The sequence below is a fragment of the Desulfatiglans sp. genome (assembly GCA_012513605.1).
Lineage (GTDB): Bacteria > Desulfobacterota > DSM-4660 > Desulfatiglandales > HGW-15 > JAAZBV01.
Map to the genome: position 1 here is coordinate 38569 of JAAZBV010000088.1, position 18267 is coordinate 56835.

Annotated in this window: 16 protein-coding genes; 3 read left to right on the forward strand and 13 right to left on the reverse strand. The window is 41.3% G+C overall.

Features of this window, described 5'->3' with window-relative positions; genetic code table 11:
* Window positions 1-31: 31 nt before the first annotated feature.
* Window positions 32-559: a ubiquinol-cytochrome c reductase iron-sulfur subunit gene (locus tag GX654_11525; GenBank protein NLD37489.1), complete on the forward strand. Its 528-nt coding sequence runs from the start codon at window positions 32-34 to the stop codon at window positions 557-559.
* The gene (locus GX654_11530) at window positions 556-2862 is read left to right on the forward strand and encodes a tetratricopeptide repeat protein (protein ID NLD37490.1); all 2307 of its coding nucleotides are present in this window, start codon (window positions 556-558) and stop codon (window positions 2860-2862) included. The genes GX654_11525 and GX654_11530 overlap by 4 nt, the downstream gene beginning before the upstream one ends.
* A gap of 87 nt (window positions 2863-2949) precedes the next feature.
* On the opposite strand, the gene GX654_11535 is transcribed toward GX654_11530, so the two are convergent.
* Window positions 2950-4338 carry an aminotransferase class V-fold PLP-dependent enzyme gene (locus GX654_11535; protein NLD37491.1) on the reverse strand — a complete coding sequence of 463 codons (1389 nt, stop codon included), beginning with the start codon at window positions 4336-4338 and terminating at the stop codon, window positions 2950-2952.
* Between the two features lie 201 nt (window positions 4339-4539).
* Between GX654_11535 and GX654_11540 the strand changes: the two genes are divergently transcribed.
* The gene (locus GX654_11540; protein ID NLD37492.1) at window positions 4540-4980 is read left to right on the forward strand and encodes a RidA family protein; all 441 of its coding nucleotides are present in this window, start codon (window positions 4540-4542) and stop codon (window positions 4978-4980) included.
* Window positions 4981-5017: 37 nt separating this feature from the next.
* On the opposite strand, the gene GX654_11545 is transcribed toward GX654_11540, so the two are convergent.
* The 12 genes from GX654_11545 to GX654_11600 form a co-directional block, all read right to left on the reverse strand.
* Complete coding sequence (locus GX654_11545; protein ID NLD37493.1) at window positions 5018-5467, reverse strand: DUF3307 domain-containing protein; 450 nt, start codon at window positions 5465-5467, stop codon at window positions 5018-5020.
* 100 nt (window positions 5468-5567) lie between these two features.
* Window positions 5568-6326: a class I SAM-dependent methyltransferase gene (locus GX654_11550; protein ID NLD37494.1), complete on the reverse strand. Its 759-nt coding sequence runs from the start codon at window positions 6324-6326 to the stop codon at window positions 5568-5570.
* Between the two features lie 129 nt (window positions 6327-6455).
* Entirely contained in the window at window positions 6456-6692 is a 237-nt protein-coding gene (locus GX654_11555; GenBank protein NLD37495.1) for a toxin-antitoxin system HicB family antitoxin, read from the reverse strand.
* 68 nt (window positions 6693-6760) lie between these two features.
* A complete protein-coding gene (locus GX654_11560; GenBank protein ID NLD37496.1) occupies window positions 6761-7087 on the reverse strand; it encodes a type II toxin-antitoxin system RelE/ParE family toxin in 327 nt (108 codons plus the stop codon).
* A complete protein-coding gene (locus GX654_11565) occupies window positions 7087-7362 on the reverse strand; it encodes a type II toxin-antitoxin system Phd/YefM family antitoxin (protein ID NLD37497.1) in 276 nt (91 codons plus the stop codon). Before GX654_11565 ends, GX654_11560 begins: the two co-directional genes overlap by 1 nt.
* 71 nt (window positions 7363-7433) lie before the next feature.
* Entirely contained in the window at window positions 7434-7661 is a 228-nt protein-coding gene (locus tag GX654_11570; GenBank protein NLD37498.1) for a class I SAM-dependent methyltransferase, read from the reverse strand.
* A gap of 183 nt (window positions 7662-7844) precedes the next feature.
* Window positions 7845-12113: a hypothetical protein gene (locus GX654_11575; GenBank protein ID NLD37499.1), complete on the reverse strand. Its 4269-nt coding sequence runs from the start codon at window positions 12111-12113 to the stop codon at window positions 7845-7847.
* Between the two features lie 122 nt (window positions 12114-12235).
* Window positions 12236-12757, reverse strand: coding sequence for a dCTP deaminase (locus GX654_11580; GenBank protein NLD37500.1), 522 nt, complete (start codon window positions 12755-12757; stop codon window positions 12236-12238).
* A gap of 381 nt (window positions 12758-13138) precedes the next feature.
* Window positions 13139-14491, reverse strand: a complete 1353-nt coding sequence (locus tag GX654_11585; protein NLD37501.1) for a M48 family metalloprotease — start codon at window positions 14489-14491, stop codon at window positions 13139-13141.
* 33 nt (window positions 14492-14524) lie between these two features.
* On the reverse strand, window positions 14525-15184 hold the full coding sequence (locus tag GX654_11590) for an OmpA family protein (GenBank protein ID NLD37502.1): 660 nt from the start codon (window positions 15182-15184) through the stop codon (window positions 14525-14527).
* A 282-nt stretch (window positions 15185-15466) separates the two neighbouring features.
* Entirely contained in the window at window positions 15467-17353 is a 1887-nt protein-coding gene (gene mutL, locus GX654_11595; protein NLD37503.1) for a DNA mismatch repair endonuclease MutL, read from the reverse strand.
* Window positions 17354-17359: 6 nt separating this feature from the next.
* Window positions 17360-18226: a zinc dependent phospholipase C family protein gene (locus GX654_11600; GenBank protein NLD37504.1), complete on the reverse strand. Its 867-nt coding sequence runs from the start codon at window positions 18224-18226 to the stop codon at window positions 17360-17362.
* Between the last annotated feature and the right edge of the window lie 41 nt (window positions 18227-18267).

The following is an 18267-nucleotide window of genomic DNA, read 5'->3' on the forward strand; positions in this document are numbered from 1 at the left end:
TTAAAGGTTTAAAGGTTAAGAGGTTTGATTTATGGCAGAAACTGATAAACATAATGAGGCTGCACTCTCCCCCCCGCGAAGGTCATTCCTGAATATACTATGGGCAGGGCTCGGTATCCTTGCTGGCCTGGAATTGATCATAATGATATTTACATTCCTGAAAAGAGGTAAGCCACAAGACAGGCCAGGTCTTACAAAAGAAATTATTGAGGCAGGCTGCGTGGACAGCTTTCCTCTCAACTCTGTTACCGCAAACATCAGGGGCAGGTTTTATCTCTGCAGGATGGATGATGGCGGTTTTCTGGCCCTTTCAAGTAAATGCACCCACCTTGGATGTACTGTGCCCTGGGATGATAATGAAAAAAGGTTTATATGCCCCTGTCACGGCTCATCATTTGATATCAGGGGCGCTGTATTAACCTCTCCTGCCCCACGGCCGCTTGATATGTACCCTATACATATTGAGAATAACATCATCAGGGTGGATACCGGTAATACCATAAAACGAAATCAATTCCTCGCTGAGCAGCCTGTATACCGGAAAAGGGATAGGCTATGAGGGCATGGAAACTTACAGGCCTTGTGGCGACTCTTATTATAACCCTCTCAATCCCTCTTTACCTTATAAAGGTATCGGTATTCCCTGCAACTCATGATTCGAATCATAACAGAGATGACCACCTCTTTGCAGGTACATTAAAGTGTGCAGAGTGTCACACCAGGGAATATGACAAATGGAAGGGTTCCCACCATGATCATGCCATGGCGATTGCAACTTCAGAAACAGTGCTTGGTGATTTTAAAAATGCCATGTTTACAAACAATGGGGTAACATCCAGGTTTTATAAAAATAGAGATCGCTTTTTTGTCAACACATCAGGGCAAGATGGCAAAATGATGGACTTCGAGATAACCCACACCTTTGGCTGGTTTCCTTTGCAGCAGTATCTTGTCTCCTTTGATGGGGGTCGGCTACAGTGTCTGCCCATTGCATGGGACGTGCGTGAAAAGAAGTGGTATGATCTTAACCAGGGCACAAAAATAGATCCTGATGACTGGCTTTTTTGGACAAATGCGGGCCAGAACTGGAACGGGATGTGCGCAGAGTGCCATTCCACAGACCTTAAAAAAAATTATGACCTTAACAGCAATACTTATAATACCACATGGTCAGATATAGATGTAGGGTGTGAGTCATGTCATGGACCGGGTTTAAACCATGTGCAGTGGGCTGAGACTCCTGAAATGGGCAGACCCTCTGTTCAGAACTATAATCTTAAGGTAAAGAGTTCAGGAGTTTCTTCTTATGAACTTGTTAACCAGTGTGCGCCATGTCACAGCAGGCGCGCAATACTGGGGGACTATACCCATTCAGAACCTGATCTTCTGGATGTAATGCTTCCCTCTCTTCTCACACCTGAGCTTTACCATAATGACGGCCAGATACTTGATGAGGTTTATGAATATGGTTCATTCACCCAGAGCAAGATGTACCATCGTGATGTTAAATGCAGTGACTGCCATGATGTGCACAGCATAATGCCCATAAAGGAGGGGAATGACCTCTGCCTTACCTGCCACAGAGCAAATGAATATGACACAGCGAGCCATCATTTCCATAAAAAAAAGGGAGAGATGGGTGAGCCCATAAGGTCACTGGATGGCTCTATCCTCTTTGATGTGGGGACGGGTTCAGAATGCAAAGAGTGTCATATGCCCGGTAAAAATTATATGGTAATAGACTACAGGCTTGACCACAGTTTTCGAGTGCCAAGGCCGGATTTGAGTGAAAAAACCGGCGCCCCAAATGCATGCAGCAGATGTCATTATGATAAGACGAATAAATGGTCTGATGAATGGATAACCAAGTGGTACGGCCCAGGTAGAAAGGGCCATTATAGCGAGATATTGACAGCAGGAAGGGTTAACACAACAGGTGCGTTTGATGATCTTGAAAAGCTGGCGCTCGACCCCCTTTACCCTGTCATTGTAAGGGCCACAGCATTATCCCTGTTGAGTTCATACCCCTTATCAGAGACATTAAGGGCATATGAGATATCACTTATGGACAGTGAAGCAATGATAAGGAGGACGGCAATAGAGTCTCTTAACCCGCTTGAAGATAAGGATAAGGTAAGGCTGATTGCACCGCTTTTATATGACCCTGTAAAAGCCGTGCGAATCCAGGCGGCATCAGCACTTGCAGGGATTTCAACGGAACTCCTTGATAATGATCAGAACAGGGTATTAAAGAGGGTTACTGATGAATTTATTGCTGCAATGGAATACTCAGGAGATTTTTCCTTTGGTAGATTCAATCTGGGCAATCTCTACAGGGCATTAAAGGATAATAAAAAGGCTATAGAGCACTTTAATGCAGCGGTTGAAATAGATAAGCTCTTTTATCCTGCCAGGGTAAACCTTGCCATGCTCTATAATGAACATGGTGACAGGGCAAAGGCAGAAGAGATATTCCGCGACACACTGAAAGATAATCCTAATCTTCATGAAATAGCCTACTCACTTGCCCTGCTTCTGGCTGAAAAGGAGGAGTATGAAGAGGCAGCCATGTTTATGGGCAAGGCAGCGGATAACATGCCCCTTGCTGCAAGGGTGCATTATAATTACGGGTTGCTCTTACAGTATTTAAGACGTGACAAGGAATCAGAGCTGGAGCTTAAAAAGGCAAATGATATAGAACCAGCAAACATGGATTTTTTATATGCCCTTTTCGACTTTTATTTTAAGAGGTCAGAGTTTAACAGGGCAAAAGAGGTTGCAGGGCAGATGATAGAGATAGCGCCCGAGTCACCTGAGGTAAAGGAGCTATTGGATATGGTGACAGGGAGAACAGTGCAGTAATAAATGGACTTAATATGTCACACTGAAAGGGTGGCACATAGACAGGGAGCACATCATCTTCCCCAAAAAGCCCCAGCCCATTTTTTATCACATCTTTTTATAGAGCCTGTGCATGGCATCCACCACACCATCAACCTGCGCCTCATTATGAAACAGGTGAGTTGATATCCTCAAGGCATATGTATTCTTTGTATCCTCCTTATGCAGATGAAATTCCGTGGAGCGGATCACATAACCCATCTCCCTCTTAAGGCGGTCAACAAAATCCTCTATATTTTTCTGATCATGCACATCTTTAAATGGATTAAAGGCGGTAAGCCCTGAGGTAAGTTCAGGTATATCCGGGGAGAAGAGCAGCGCAGAACTGCCAAAGCTCTCTTTTATTCTCTTTTTCAGGTAAGAACTCAAACCACAGATGTATCCCTCAATACGGTCACGGCCTATCTCTTCCCACAGGTCACATGCATCGAGCATGGCCTGCATGGCAGGATAATTTTCCTGGCCACGCAGCCCGAACTGGCTTGAGAAATCCCTTATCTGCTTGCGGTCATTATTTACAGGCTGCGAGACATATTGGTACAAACAACTGTTCTGGGGCCATAGCATGGGAATATTCTCACCATGGTTCCTTAAATAAAGTATCCCAGTAGCGCCCGGCCCGCACTGCCATTTATGGCCTGATGCAGCATAAAAGTCACACCCTGTCTTACTGAAATCAAGTTCAATCATGCCTGCGCAGTGTGCGCCATCTACAATGGAGATCAACCCTTTTTCCCTGGCCAGTTTACATATGGCCGTGGCCGGTAAACGAACTCCTGTTTTATAGGGTATGTGCGAAAAGAGTATGGCTCTGCTCTTTAGGGTGATATTTTTTTTAAAGGCCTCAATAACCTGCTCTCCATATTCGAGATCAAGAACCGGTATCTCTACCTCTTTTAAAACAACCCCAAACCTGTCCTGAAGCACATGAAGGGGTGAAAGGGCAGACACATGTTCGTGGTGTGTAATCAGGATTTCATCACCCCTTTCAAATGGAAGCCCGAAGAGAACAGTATTCAGGCCATCAGTCGTATTACGTGTAATTATGATCTCATCCTTTGTGCAGCCGAATTGCCTGCTCAGCTGTTCTCTCTGTTTTATAAACCCGAATTCCCAGCCCAGTTCATCAGTAAAACCCATTGGATGACGAGCAACCACCCTGTTGTATTGGTCATAATTATCAAGCACCCTTATGGGCATGGCCCCGGTGGTGCCGATATTCATATAGACCTGATCAGGGTCAAGGGCAAACTGCCCCTGCACCCTTTTCCAGAAACTCTTTTCGGTAAGGGTATGGTCGATTGAAGGCGCCTTTTTTATTGTCGGTTGACAGGCGGCATTAAGCCCTATAGCACCTCCTGCTGCTGCAAGACCTGCCAGCCTGAGAAAATTTCTTCTATCTTTATTCTCTATTTGCCTTTCAATTGGTCTATGCATGATCCCTCCTCAAAATACAATCTGGTTACCGACCAGATCATTTTATAAAAAGTTGACAGGCGCTGTTTTTAAAAGTATCCCTGAATATGATAATCAGAGTTTATTAGCTTTTATTTACTACAGGCAGCCAGTAATAATCAATGGAAAGCTGGCATATAAAGATAATGCCTGTATCTAAAAAGGAGATTTATTATGAGAAAGATGCCTCTGTTACTCCTGATCATTTTAGTTTTCACAGGTTGTTCAAAACAATCCGGTGTCCGTGAGATAATATCAACCCCTGATGCACCGGCGGCAATAGGCCCCTATTCACAGGCGGTTCGTGCCGGTAATACTTTATACCTGTCAGGGCAGCTTGGGCTTGACCCTGTGACCGGAAAACTGGCAGGCCAGGATTTTGAGAGCCAGGCGCGTCAGGCAATAAAAAACCAGCAGGCAATACTTGAGGCTTCCGGCTTTTCTTTGAAGGATGTTGTGCAATGCCAGGTATTTGTTACTGATATGAACAGGTACCCTGCATTTAATGCAATATATAAGGAATATTTTACCGGCGATTTTCCAGCCAGGGCGGTACTGGAGGTTTCCCGCATCCCCGCAGATGGATTGATAGAGATAATGATGACCGCTGTTCAGGTACAATAATTAATTTTTTGTAGCACTTCTCTTCTGCCAAATATCACTACCTGATTAATTGTGTAATGGCGTACAGGCTGATAATATGGCTTGCCTGATCGACTATATTAATCAGCAGCCATATTTTCAGATTATTGAAATTCATCTTCTCTGGGTCTTTAGTCTTTCCCCTGATCCAGTCGAAAAACTCAGACCTTTTCACATGTACCTTGCCTGGACCAAACAGCCTCTTCTCTGTGTTCGACCTGATCAAATCAATAAAAACATGAATACAAAAGAGAAAAACAGCGCCTTTGAGCCAATCCTGTTCTCCGGGGCAGAGGTATAACATTACACCTGCCATAAACCCGTGAATCAGGCCGTGTATCATCTGCCCTGACATTTGGGTTAAAAACCCTGAACCCCTTTTTAAAATGGCGAGCTTATGGGAGCCGAAAATAACATCACCCAGAATATGAGCCGCCAGCAGAAAGATAAATATATAGAATGTTCTCAAGCCTTCCTCGTGAATAATTTTCAGCTGAGCAGATCTTAATCCGGTACAATAAAGCGCATTGTCCTCGTTACAATACTTCACCCAATCTGTAGTTTCAATATCAAAACATCGGCATTTTCCGGAACAGATATATCGCCCACCCCAGCGTTTCCCGTCCCCACTTAAGATAGGCTCTCTTACCTTCACGCGCTCGCTTCAGCACGCTCTCTACATCCGGATCAGCGGGATGATCCATTGCCCAGGTTTCAGCAGCATACCACTGCAACCCTTCATATCTATCCCAGTCATCCTGGCTGCTTACAAGTGTGTAGACCAAATCCAGACCGAGTTCCCGCCCGACCTCTGCATTCTGATAATGTGTCCCGAAATCGTTCCGTGCAATTCCTATCGCCTCTAAGTACTCTTTTTCCGGTTCATGCCGAAAGTAAGGCTCTCCCACAATAATCCAACCTCCCGGTGCTGCCATCTTCATCAGCTCGCTCAACGTCCCTCGATGCCCGCCATAAATCCAGCTTGCGCCGATGCAGGCTGCCAGATCAAAGCTCTCAAAGGTCTCCGGGACATACTTTGCCCCATCCATCTCTAATAAATTAAGTTTAACATCCGGAACACGCTCTTGATGTTTTTTGCGGGCATCAGCAATATGATAGGGAGATAACTCAACTCCTGTCCCTGTAATTTGCCGGTGCCGCTCTACAAGTCTGATAATAAACTCACCCTTTCCGGTGGCGATATCAAGCACCCGTGCCCCGGGTTTCAGAGTCAGAAGTGTGATAAGCTGTTCAATCTTCTCAAGACTCATCGGGTTACAGAGAATGTGCTCCCGATGAGTTATGTTAAAGTACTTCCACATGTCCATTGTATCTCTCCTTTATTCATGCCAGTTACACTCGCGCAAGATTAACTGGTCTGGTGATTTTTTTATTTAAATTGCAGGCTTGAAACTTATTGGTTTTCTGAAACAGTTTTGTTCTGACAGTTTTACTGCCTATAGCCGATCATATTCCTCTGGTTCTGAATCAGGAACTTTTTTAAGCACATCCCTGAATTTCTTCAAACTTGCCCTTTTGGCCCTTGTTTCTATGTATTCTTCAGTTAGCAAGGCAGACATTTTTTCCGCGGCAGCAGATGCTAAAAACTGATTAATGGAGATTCCCTCTTGTTTAGCTAACTGTTTTATTTTTTCATGCAGAGCGTTTGGGATTCTAAGACTTAATGTGCTCATTTTATCACTCCTATCTCGGTAAGGAATTGGGTTGAAACCCAACATACCATGCTGATCTTAAATAATAATTATGCCTCCAATAGCCTCCTCTGTAAAAGCGACTGCATATCACGACGACCATCTGCTATCAGTAGAACATAGACTTTCATTTTGCTGACTCGATAAATGATACGATATGGCTTGAAAAATATTTCACGGTACTCCTGAATCCCAAGTGAGAGAAGTTCTTTCGGGTATATGCCCCGATCAGGGTATTCCGATAAAGATGAGAAGCTTTTCTCAATCTGCTGTAAAACATATTCAGCCTTTCTGGGTGAATCGTTTATTAATATATAGTCATAAATCTCTGCAAGATCAGATGCGGCGTCTTTAGTCAGAAAGACCGTAAACCTCATTATTTATTCCCCTGTCTGGCTCTGATATTTTTTATCACATCTTCAGCAGTAAAAACCTTTCCGTCCTCAATCTGTTTTACTCCCAATGACAGCATCTTTAATAAGGCAATAGTTTCCTGAGTCTGTTCAAAGCTTTTTATGTCCTGCATAACTACTTTAGCTTCGCCATTCTGTGTGATAACCAGTGGCTGCTGCTCTTTTGAAAGGTTTCTTACTATTTCGGCAGCATTGGCCTTCAGATAACTGATAGGTTTAATCTGGTTTGAATATTTCATAATAACCTCCATTGGCTGATCAAGATCAGTAACTGATCAGGACTTAATTTAGTCCATAAACAGGTCAGGTGTCAAGCAACAACATTTATAATACAGGGATCGATCATAGCCTTTGAATTATCTATCCCGTGATATGAATCGCAATGATTTACTAATTGAGACAATACACGACCAGTGCCACATCCAAGTTCTAACACTGATGAATTAATTGACGGGATATGATCAAGATAAAAAGAAATATCATCATATGGCAGAGACCATAGATCAAAATATTTTGCTGTTTTTTCTCTAATGTCCATTAATTTAGATTATCCATGTGGAAATTGAAATGATGTTCATTTATATAATATCCTTTGAGTAATTAAACTGTTAAGCATTGTCCTCTATTCCGTGTAATGCGTATATGGATTGTGTAGGCATGCCTAACCCTTTAATGGGTAACACCCATGCTTTACCTATTCAATAATTAAAAACCGATACCATTATTTACTCCTAGCAGTAAAGTCTATCCCAATAATCTCTATTTTTTGAATAGTCGGGTGTCTATGCATTATTTTTTCTAGATCTTCTTTTAATGCGTTTACAAAATTCAGAAATGTCATTGATTTGCTATTATGGACATTTCTCCAATTACTTTTTTTTCTTCCATTGCAGACTATTAGAAAAATACCATATCTTGAAACACGCATGTATTGCCCAATAAGTTGGTTCTCAATACGTTCAATCAATTGTTTATGTGACCATTTGTCAGCAATTTTTAATTCAACAGGAACCGGAGCCGTTACCAAAGGGGTATTAAACCTTATATCAGTTCTTGTTGCATCTGCGAACTCCTCTTCGGAGCCAATTGTATAAAGAGATCGTGAGGATTTACGCAACCTGTTTGCAAAAACTGTCCGAATTTCTGTTTCGTTTATTAATCTTTTAAGTAAAACGGCTTCACTCTCATCGCCATCTTCTATATCATGTTTCAAATCGTCCAATTGATTCAAGGCGATATTAAAAAGATCACTTTCTGTCCGAGGAGTTGTAAGGAGAGAAAGTGAAAATGCTGCGACAGAACTCTCTTCCCAGGGTTCAAACTCTGAATCTAGAGATACACGTTCTTTTGCCAAAAAATGCATCCTGTCTTTTAAAAATCTATTCTTAGAATTTTTTGACAGGTAAACAAGAATGTCATATGAAGTTTTTCCAGGTGTTTTATAAACCAACTCCAATAAATGCGATCGAGCTTCTTGTGCATGGTCACGTTGGTTTGGTGTATAACCGCCTGTTTTCAGGGGATTATCATCTTCTACTTTAATAAAATCATAGATAAAAGGAACAAGTTCTTGTAATACCTCTATTCTTTCATAATCTCTGTAAGGTGCACTGTATCGTCTATCACCATGGCTTGTGAAAGCTGAACAAAAATCCACCATGGTTTCAATTCTCTCTTTTTTGTTTGAAATGCTTTCAATCAATTTCTTTAGGGCATAGCATCCTTTCAGCCCGTCTATATAAAATAAAACAATAAGCCATGTAATTTTTCGTTTTTTTTCTGTAGCGGCCTTAAACCTGTTAGAGGCAAGTTTTATTAATTGATTATTTTTATTCGTTTGTCTTTGCTCCATTAAGATGATTGATATTGCATTGTCAAAAACGATATCATTCACAGGCTCTTTTTCCTTGATAAGCTTGAGTATAATGTTTATATACCTTTCTTTTATATCTTTTCCATACCTTAATGCAGACAAAGTATGTGCATGATTTTCAGTCACTGGGCTAGCATGAAGCTCATATTTCAGTTCATTTTCAATAACCTTTTTAACAATATCAGGAAATGCCCTTTGCAGATCACCAAACCATGATGGAAAACCATTTAGCTCAAAGAGGGAATAATGGGCGGCTATTTCTGCTTCATCTTTGGTTAATTTACTAGACCATTCCAGATCATCATGCGACTCAATTGAAAGACCGGTTAAACCTATTATCCTTGCCCATGGGATAGTACTGCTTGTTCTCCTTTCCGCATAACTAAATGGATCATATTTACGCCAATATGCAACACAACCATCTCGAAAATTTTTTGCTACCTCGAATCCAAATTCTTTTTCAAGAGAATGCCAATTTGAATAACTCCAGCTATGACTTGATCCCTTATTTGTTTCCTTTAACCGTTCGTAAAGATAAACAGATCGTGAAAATATTTCTCCCTTATATGCATCACCTAATTTTTTAATTTCGTCAGGATTTTTTTTCAATGCTTCTGCCCATTCTATGCGATTATCCACCTGTTGTTTTTCTTGCCTTTTTTGACTTTGTTTTCTATCTTTCTCACGCTTATTCCATTTTATTTGTTCTTCTGTTAATGGTGGGTGTAAAAAATTCAGAAATTCTTTTTCAAGGGCGGGTATCCCTTTGACAGATTGCTTGATACGTTCTCGTAACTTCTTTGGCTTTTTTTCGTTTACATAAACCTGGAATATCGCTGATAAAATGATCAACTTATCAATCGTCTCATCTCTTTTAAAAAAATCATCAAAGAGCATTTCTAAATTATCTACTGTTGGCACCCATATTTTATCTATTTCCCAACTTACCTGCCACCAAGAAGTAGGATTATTACCATTTTTTCTATTCCGTTCTATGCCTATTGCATGCCAGAATAATGCATACTTAAATTCTTCCCAGGTATTTACGTCTTCAAGAAGTTTTTCCCGGTCATGGAAATAGTAATCAACATTATGTCGGGCAATTATAAAATTTAAAAACAGATCTAATACTATCGAATCGAAAGAAAAATAACACCTCTGTCGTATTAGGATATTTGAAAGCCTAACTGCTATCGGTAACAACCAAAAGTATTTATCAGAGATCTCACAATTAAAGGTATTTATGAATGGTTGTTTCTTAAGAAGGATATATAATCCCTTTATAAGTTTTATAACATCTTTTTCAGATATAACTGCTTTGTCGATCATTTCTTCTAAATGAAATTGAAGAGATGTTGATGAGTCTTTATCAGGTTGCTTAACAATTTTAAAAATCTTTAAAAGCTGTGAGATTGATAGGATGTCAGGAAAGAAGAGACTACAAATTTCCCCAACTATTGCAGAATCAAGATGGTTAATATTATTACTGAGTGCATTTACCAGATTTTGTTTTTGCTTGGTTGTACCACTGGAGGCAACAGCTCGTAATGCAAGTATCCTGTTATAGTTTTTTATTTGGTTATCAATAGCAAAAGAAATGGCAATCTCTGTGCTGTCGGATATCTTTCCCTGCCATATTATTTTTAAAAGCAATGAACAAGTATCATCATTGTTTCTATATTTTTTTAGCAGTTTATTTACTGTGTATGACAATGAAGGATCAGCTAGACGCCTAACCATCGAAACATCAAACGATGTCCCGGTATATTCTCTATCAGAATAAAACTCTGCAAACTCAACCAGAAGTGATTTCCTGAATTCTACAGGTAATGAGGATGGATCTCCATGTTCAATAAGAACTTCGGGCGCGATTTTTCGTATCTTGTTTTTTATTTCATCATCCCATAACGCGATCCATGCAGCTATCGGTCTCATAGAAGGAATAACAACCTCAACACCATACTTCTCGTTAAAAATAATACCTTCTATGAATCGTCTTGATCTACCTAAATTAATAAGTCTCCTAACCCAACTAGCAGCCAGATATTCGCGAACAGATCTTTCATGAAACTTTACAGTGCCATATATTGCCACATCAAAAATTGGTCTATCCAGAAGAATTTGTATTTTATCAGAAGCCCATTCAGGGAGTGCTTCTTTTGGGCTTATTGATATATTGTCTAATTCACAATCTATCGGTATATCAGGCAGGAGAAAATAATTCTTCTTTAATAATGTCACTGCCGCGGCAAGTCGCTCAGCCCCAAATAAAGCATCTTCGGGGGATAAGGGTCTCGCTTCATCACGATTAGGGTCCATTTCAATGAGTTTCTTTTGTATATTGAATTCCAGCATTTCATAATGTGAACCCAGTTGATTGTTTGATTTCCAAAAGGAAATTAAATCCAACAGGTCTTGTGGCCGCTCTGCAAATATTTGTGCATCTGATCTCTCAATCGCTTCAATAAAACTACTTGTATTTTCAATGCCTTTGTATGAAGCAAACTTTTTAATCTGCTGGTCATCAAGGGGAGCAAGCTGGAAGACCACATGATTTTTTAACCCTCTCGTTCTATTGATATGCTCTGTGTTAGTTGATATATTTTCTTCACCTTCTTCATCATCTTCAGATTTAATTTGGGGAAAATACCTTAAAAATAAATTTAAATCAGCTGTTGCCCTCCAGTTACTGACCCTGCAAGAAATGTAAATTTTTGCTCTATCTAAATTATTAACGATAGCACTTGAAAAATGATTAAGTGCCAGTTCATATGCATTTCGTCGGGTTAGTCGTGCCTCATCAACTGAATCCAGAAAGAAATAGGCTATTTCGTTACCCGCCCTCCAGCTATCTAATTCCTGAGATGAACCAATTTCAATAGCACCGTGGAGACCAAAATCATTAATAGCCTCTATCCTGTAAAAAAAGGCTAATTTATTATCTTTACGTAATTTTTTAGCAGCCTCCATTAATTCTGTAGTTTTACCTGTACCGGGTTCTGCAAGTATTACAACCCTATCTTTCTTAATCAACTCATCCCATAAATATTCTTTCCCAATTCCAAATGAAAAAAGAACTCGTATATTCTCAGGGTCATTTTCTTTATCTGCTTCCACGGGCCAGAATTTTCTATTTAAGTCTATGTAATCGATCATTTTTATTTTTAAATTATTGTTAATACTTTTGAATTTCAATCAGCAAAAAAACAGCCAGTCGCACTTAATTGCCTGATTGTGCCTTATTTATTAAAATCTCTGTACAATAAACTGGGTTGAATGCCATGGTTGTTCTGATATTTACCACTTGAATATTCTTCATATTCCCCTTCAATAGTATGGTAATAAATCTGGCAAACTTCCACACCTGAATAGACTCTTATCGGTTGAATACTGAATATTTCCAGTGTCCAGAATCCTTTGAAACCAACATCACCAAATCCTGCTGTGACATGTATAAAAAGCCCAAGTCTTCCTACTGATGAACGACCTTCAAGCATAGGAACTAAATTATGTGTTTCGGTATATTCAATTGTTCTTCCAAGATATAACCGGCCCGGTTCTAATACCAACCCTTCTTGAGGAATAGATAATTTCGTAAACCTATTAGCCTTTTTCATATCAAGTGGAAAATCATCATACACTAAAAGTTCATCATGTAATGACAGGTTGTAGCTATTCGGATTGAGTTTATTTTTATCATACGGGTCAATGATGATATCATTGCCGATCCTTGAAGCGATTTCTTTTCCTGACAGGATCATTTGCATTCCTTTCTTTTTACTACTGAGGTACAACAGGCATTAATAGGATTCTTGTTTTGTAAAGATTGGGCATTATCAAAAAGAACCGGTGTTATGTCAATAGGATATTAATGAAGCGTTCAGCTATCAGCCTTCAGTCAAGTCTTTTAAAATCATTTTTTTGATTCTCTTACACTATCCTCTTGAACATCTTTTCAAGCTCTGTATAGCTGATCCTTTTATAAAAAGGTCTTCCGCGTGGGCAAGTTGGTTGCAAGATAAATAAAAAAAATGGGGCGCTGTTGTTATCAGGTTTTACTATAAAACCTTATAATCTCACAACGCCCCACTAATAACTATTCTTAAACAAACGGATCAAGCTGCCTATTTTTTAAACATCATCTATTGCGACTTCTCTTTTACCACTCCCCAATCTACCAGGCATTTATAGGCATGCTGTGCCTGCTCACCTTCCGTGACCTGCTTAAGATATTGGGAGTAATCTTCGGCTGATTTTTGCCTGTTGCCCATTCCCTCGTAAGCGTAACCCCTGTAAAAAAGAGTGTTAGGATTTCCAGGCAGCTTCTTCTCATACATATTAAATTCTTCGATTGCCTTATCAAACCTCTTCAGTTGGATGTGAGAAAGCCCGCTCATATGGTTTGCCTGTGCCTCACTGGGATATACCTGCCTCGCCTGCTCTGAATATTTAAGCGCCTCGCTATATTTTTTTTGTGTATACTGGCATTTTGCCATCATTACCAGCCCCGCATAATCTCCGGGTGCAGCCTTTAATCCCTGCTTCAATAAGTCTCCCGCCTTGTCATATGATTTAGCAGCCATCAGTTCCTCGGCCTTCTGAAAATTCTCAATAGCGGGCTTAATCTTTCTAAGACGCACAGTATTATCCATGTATCGCTCACGATACAAAGGTTTTCCTTTAGCATAACTGAATTCAGTATTAGCAAGTTTCACCGATGTGTCGTAACGCTCCTGACTCATCGGGTGGGTGGCAAAAAGCACTGAAGCAATATTTGAATTTCCTTTACTGAGGCTGTTCAGCATGGTCGCAAGCTGTATCGAGCCTTCCGCACCATAACCTTTTTTTACCAGATATGTCATCCCCAGATAATCAGCCTCTCTTTCATTGTCCCGGCTATAGCGTGCCAGAAGAGCGCCTGCCCCCAGCATGCCCAGTTGACTGGCAAGCTGCCCGTAGGTTTCGCTTTTAGAACCGGCATATACGCCGATTCCTCCAGCCACAGCCTGGAGAAGTGTGCCTTTTGACATCTGCTGAGCAGTATGCCTGGCATTGACATGACCCATCTCATGACCGAGAAGAGCGGAAAGCGCTGCCTCGCTTTCAAGGGAAAGGAGGATGCCGCGTGTAGCGGCAATGCTCCCTCCCGGAAAGGCATAGGCATTAATATAGGTTGCGTTGACCCCCTGAAAGGAATATGGCATTTTAGGACGATGGGTATAGGGGGCCATTTCTGCCCCGACCTGCTGAATATAACGATTTAACGCCGCATCCTGTAATATCCCGTAGTCTGAAGAAAACTGATGAGGCGAATTTTGCCTGTCGACCTGTATCTCCCAGTCCTCTGACACCAGCATCAACTGTTTTTGACCTGTAACCGGATTAATAGCACATCCGGCAAGGAGACCGGCTGAGGCCAGGGAAGATATCATTATAAATTCACGTCGGCTGTAAAGCCCCTGTGATTTAATCCCACGGCTTGAAAATAGTGTCATTATAATTTCCTCTCATTTGAGTTAGCGCTATGATCACTGATTCTGAGGGACACGACTCGGATCAACAGATATTTTTATCTCTACCCGGCGGTTCTGTGCCTTGCCTTCCGATGTTTCATTTGAGGCTACCGGCCTGGTCTCACCATATCCGACCGATGAAAGGCTTGCGATATTCAGATTTTTTCCCCTGAGGTAGTTTTCTGCAGCCCTCACCCGCTTTTCCGAAAGAGTTTGATTGTATGCCTCAGAACCATCAGAGTCGGTATGACCTTCCAGCACAACAATATTTTCAGGATAATGAGAAAAGACACCAGCGAGATCATTAAGTTTGGTGGCTTCTGCAGGCTTAATAATATCTTTATCCACATCAAAATTGATCTTCAAAATGGCTTCAATCTTCTGATTTTCCTGGTCTACCTTAACACTTTCCATGCCTTGAACCTGCTCCAGTTCCTTTGCCTGGTTATCAAGTCGCCTTCCTATAAGGGCACCCACTGCACCTCCGACGACTCCGCCGATTACTGCTCCCCCTGTCCTGTGGTCGGATTGATGCCCTATGATCGCGCCAACTGCTGCGCCTGCTGCGGTCCCAATACCTGCGCCTTTTGTTGTTCGTGTGGTTTCACAACCTGTAAAGCAAAAAAGGCCTGAAATAAGAAATAGAGTAATTAACAAACAAATATTTTTTTCCATATCTGAACTCCTTTATAATGTGTATAAAATTAAAATAATAAATTAACCGATTGGGCCTGATTTAATACCTGTATTTTTAACCAGAAACCCTTGAGCTTTTATCGCCATACTAAAAAGCCAGACGCAAAATTCAGGTATTAAGAATTCTCTTTTAGAGGGGTAAAGTATATGAAGTTGAGTATTGTATGTCAATATAAAGTAAAGATTGGGTTATTAATAAAGCTTTCAGCATTCAGCTATCAGCCTTCAGCCAGAACTTTTATAATCATTTTCCTGACCAGCTTACACTATCCTCTTGAACATCTTTTCAAGCTCAGTGTAGCTGATCTTTTTATAGACTGGCCTTCCGTGCGGGCAGTTGGTTGCGAGATCAATGCTCTGGAGCTGGGTAATTAAGGTGTTTATCTCCCTTTCTGTCATCCTCTGCCCTGCCCTTATTGCCCCATGACATGCCATAACAGTAAGTAATTTATCCATTGCCTTTGTATTGGTAAGGTCATCCTCTTCATTAAGCACAGGTATAAGGTCTTTAAGAAAACTCTCCCAGTCTGTATTCACAAGAATTGCAGGCACTGCCCTTATCAGAAAACTGTTTCCGCCAAAGTGCTCTATCTCAAACCCGAGATTATTGATTTGCGCAAGTTTTTCTTCAAGTATCCTTGCATCTTTATTGGACAGCTCTATATCAACAGATAAAAGAAAATTCTGGCTCTCCATCTTTTTTGCCGCATACTTCGCCCTCAGGGTTTCATACACTATCCTTTCATGGGCAGCATGCTGATCTATCATTAACAGGCCATCCCTCTCTTCAAATAAAAGATAGGTACCCTTGAGCTGACCTATAACCGTGAGGTTGTCACCAATATTTTTCTGCCTTATCTCCGGCTTAACAGGGTATGGCTCATGAAAAACAGACCTTTCTTCCCTTTTCGGGATAATTACTTCGGTAATTTCCTCCGGTATATATGTGCTCTTTTGCGCGTTGAAGAGCCCCTGCTGATGTTGGGGTATTGACTCCTTTACCTCAAGTGTTTCTTTAAAAGTATTTTCTACCTGTTGATAAACAGGGGCAGGCGCATCATTTTTTTGTACTCTATCATCCGCCTGAATTGGAGTGCTAGACATGGTTGCAGGCCTTTCAATATAACCATCATTGGATGATCTAAAGGGGTTGATCTGGTCTCCAAGCGCCTTTGCAATGGTTGATGAAATAGCCTGATAAATCAACCTTCCATCTTCAAAACGCACCTCCTGTTTTGCCGGGTGCACATTGATATCTACAAATGCAGGGTCTATATCAATAAAGAGGGCTACCTGCGGGTATCGCCCCTTCATGAGCCGCTGGCCATAACCCCCTGTTATGGCGCTCAAGACAAGCTTATCCCTTATATTCCGGTTGTTTACATAGAGGTACATCCGGTCGCCACGGGTTCTTGAAAGCTCAGGCGGGGCCAGGTATGCCCTTATGGAAAACCTATCATGCGCAAAACGGGCATCCATAAAGGTCTGGGCCACATCTTTACCAAACAGGGCAGTCAACCGGTTAAGTTCGCTATCGGATGAAGGGAGATTCAATATTGCCTTACCTGTAGAATTATCAAGCAATTTTATATAGATATCTTTAAACGGCAAAGCGATCCTTGAAACAGTATCGGTTATCAGGCCGGCCTCAGTCTTTTCTGTTTTAAGGAATTTTTTTCTGGCAGGGGTATTAAAATAGAGGTCTCTTACATCAACAGTTGTGCCCGCTGGCGCCCCTGTCTCTTCAATTGATTCAATAACCCCGGCATGAGCCTTGAGCCTTAAGGCGGATATCTGGTCACTGGGCCTTGAGGTTATCTCTACCCTTGAAACAGAGCATATGCTCGGAAGCGCCTCGCCCCTGAACCCTAGTGTTTTTATGGTAAATATATCGCTTGCTGTTGATATCTTGCTTGTGGCGTGTCTTTCAATGGCAAGGAGCAGGTCATCTCTGTCCATGCCTGCCCCATTATCGCTTACCCTTATAAGACCGCTCCCGCCATCTTCTATGCGAATGGTAATTCGGTCTGCGCCTGAGTCTATGCTGTTATCAAGAAGCTCCCTTACAACAGATGCGGGTCTGTCTATAACCTCGCCTGCAGCGATCTGGTTTGCAACATTCTGTGATAGTTTTTGGATTTTGCCCATGCATGTTTATGCAAGTTCAAGGAGCTCCTTGTCAACAGGAAATTTACTTTCATGCTGTCTTGTGTTGCGAATCCTTGACATAAAACCATTCTGGCTTGCCCTGCGCAGGTTATCCTCACCTATGGGATCATGTGACAGGCATTTTGAAGAACCTGTATTTGAGAGCAGGTCTTTAACCAGCCTGAATGAGAGATTCATCATCATGTCTATGTAGGCTGCCGGTATCTGATATGGCGAGTGGTTGCACACAAATGAAAACTGCGAAGACCCATAAAGATAGTCAGAGACCTTTACAGATTGTTTGAATATATGTTTCTTTGCCCTGAGCCCGCCGCTGTTTGCCAGCACTGCCGCCTTGAGCATCTTATCACACTCAAGTTCTCTGCTTGAAAGCACATCCGAAGCCATCTTAAGATAAAATGAGCCTGTAAATTTGTCAGCAACCGCCTCAGAATAAAAATGGCCAAGCCTTTTCAGCGTGATGAACCTGTAGATAAGGTCAGGCACAAAATAGTTGTGGGCAACAACATCAGCAGCCAGATGGGAAAGAAAACCGTATGCATATGAGGCCTCCCTTTCACTTTCCGCCTCACCAAGCATGGAAAAGCCTGTCTCCCAGTTGTGGGAATGGCCCTCTTTTCTTTTGCTCCCCTTGCCTATAAAAAAATCAGCGGAAAGATTACCATATATATACTCAAGGGGAAACTGTTTGAGGATAGCAGCTATATCGGGCAGGATAAATTTCAACCCGTCGAGTATAGAACAGGATATAACAGTATGTACCGCAGGGCCCCATGCATACGCATTGTCTGCAAAGATTATCTGATATATAAAAACAGCCAGAAACGAAACAGCAATATTTATTAAAATCATTATAAGACTATTACCTTCCTTCTACTAATTGCTTGCAAGAT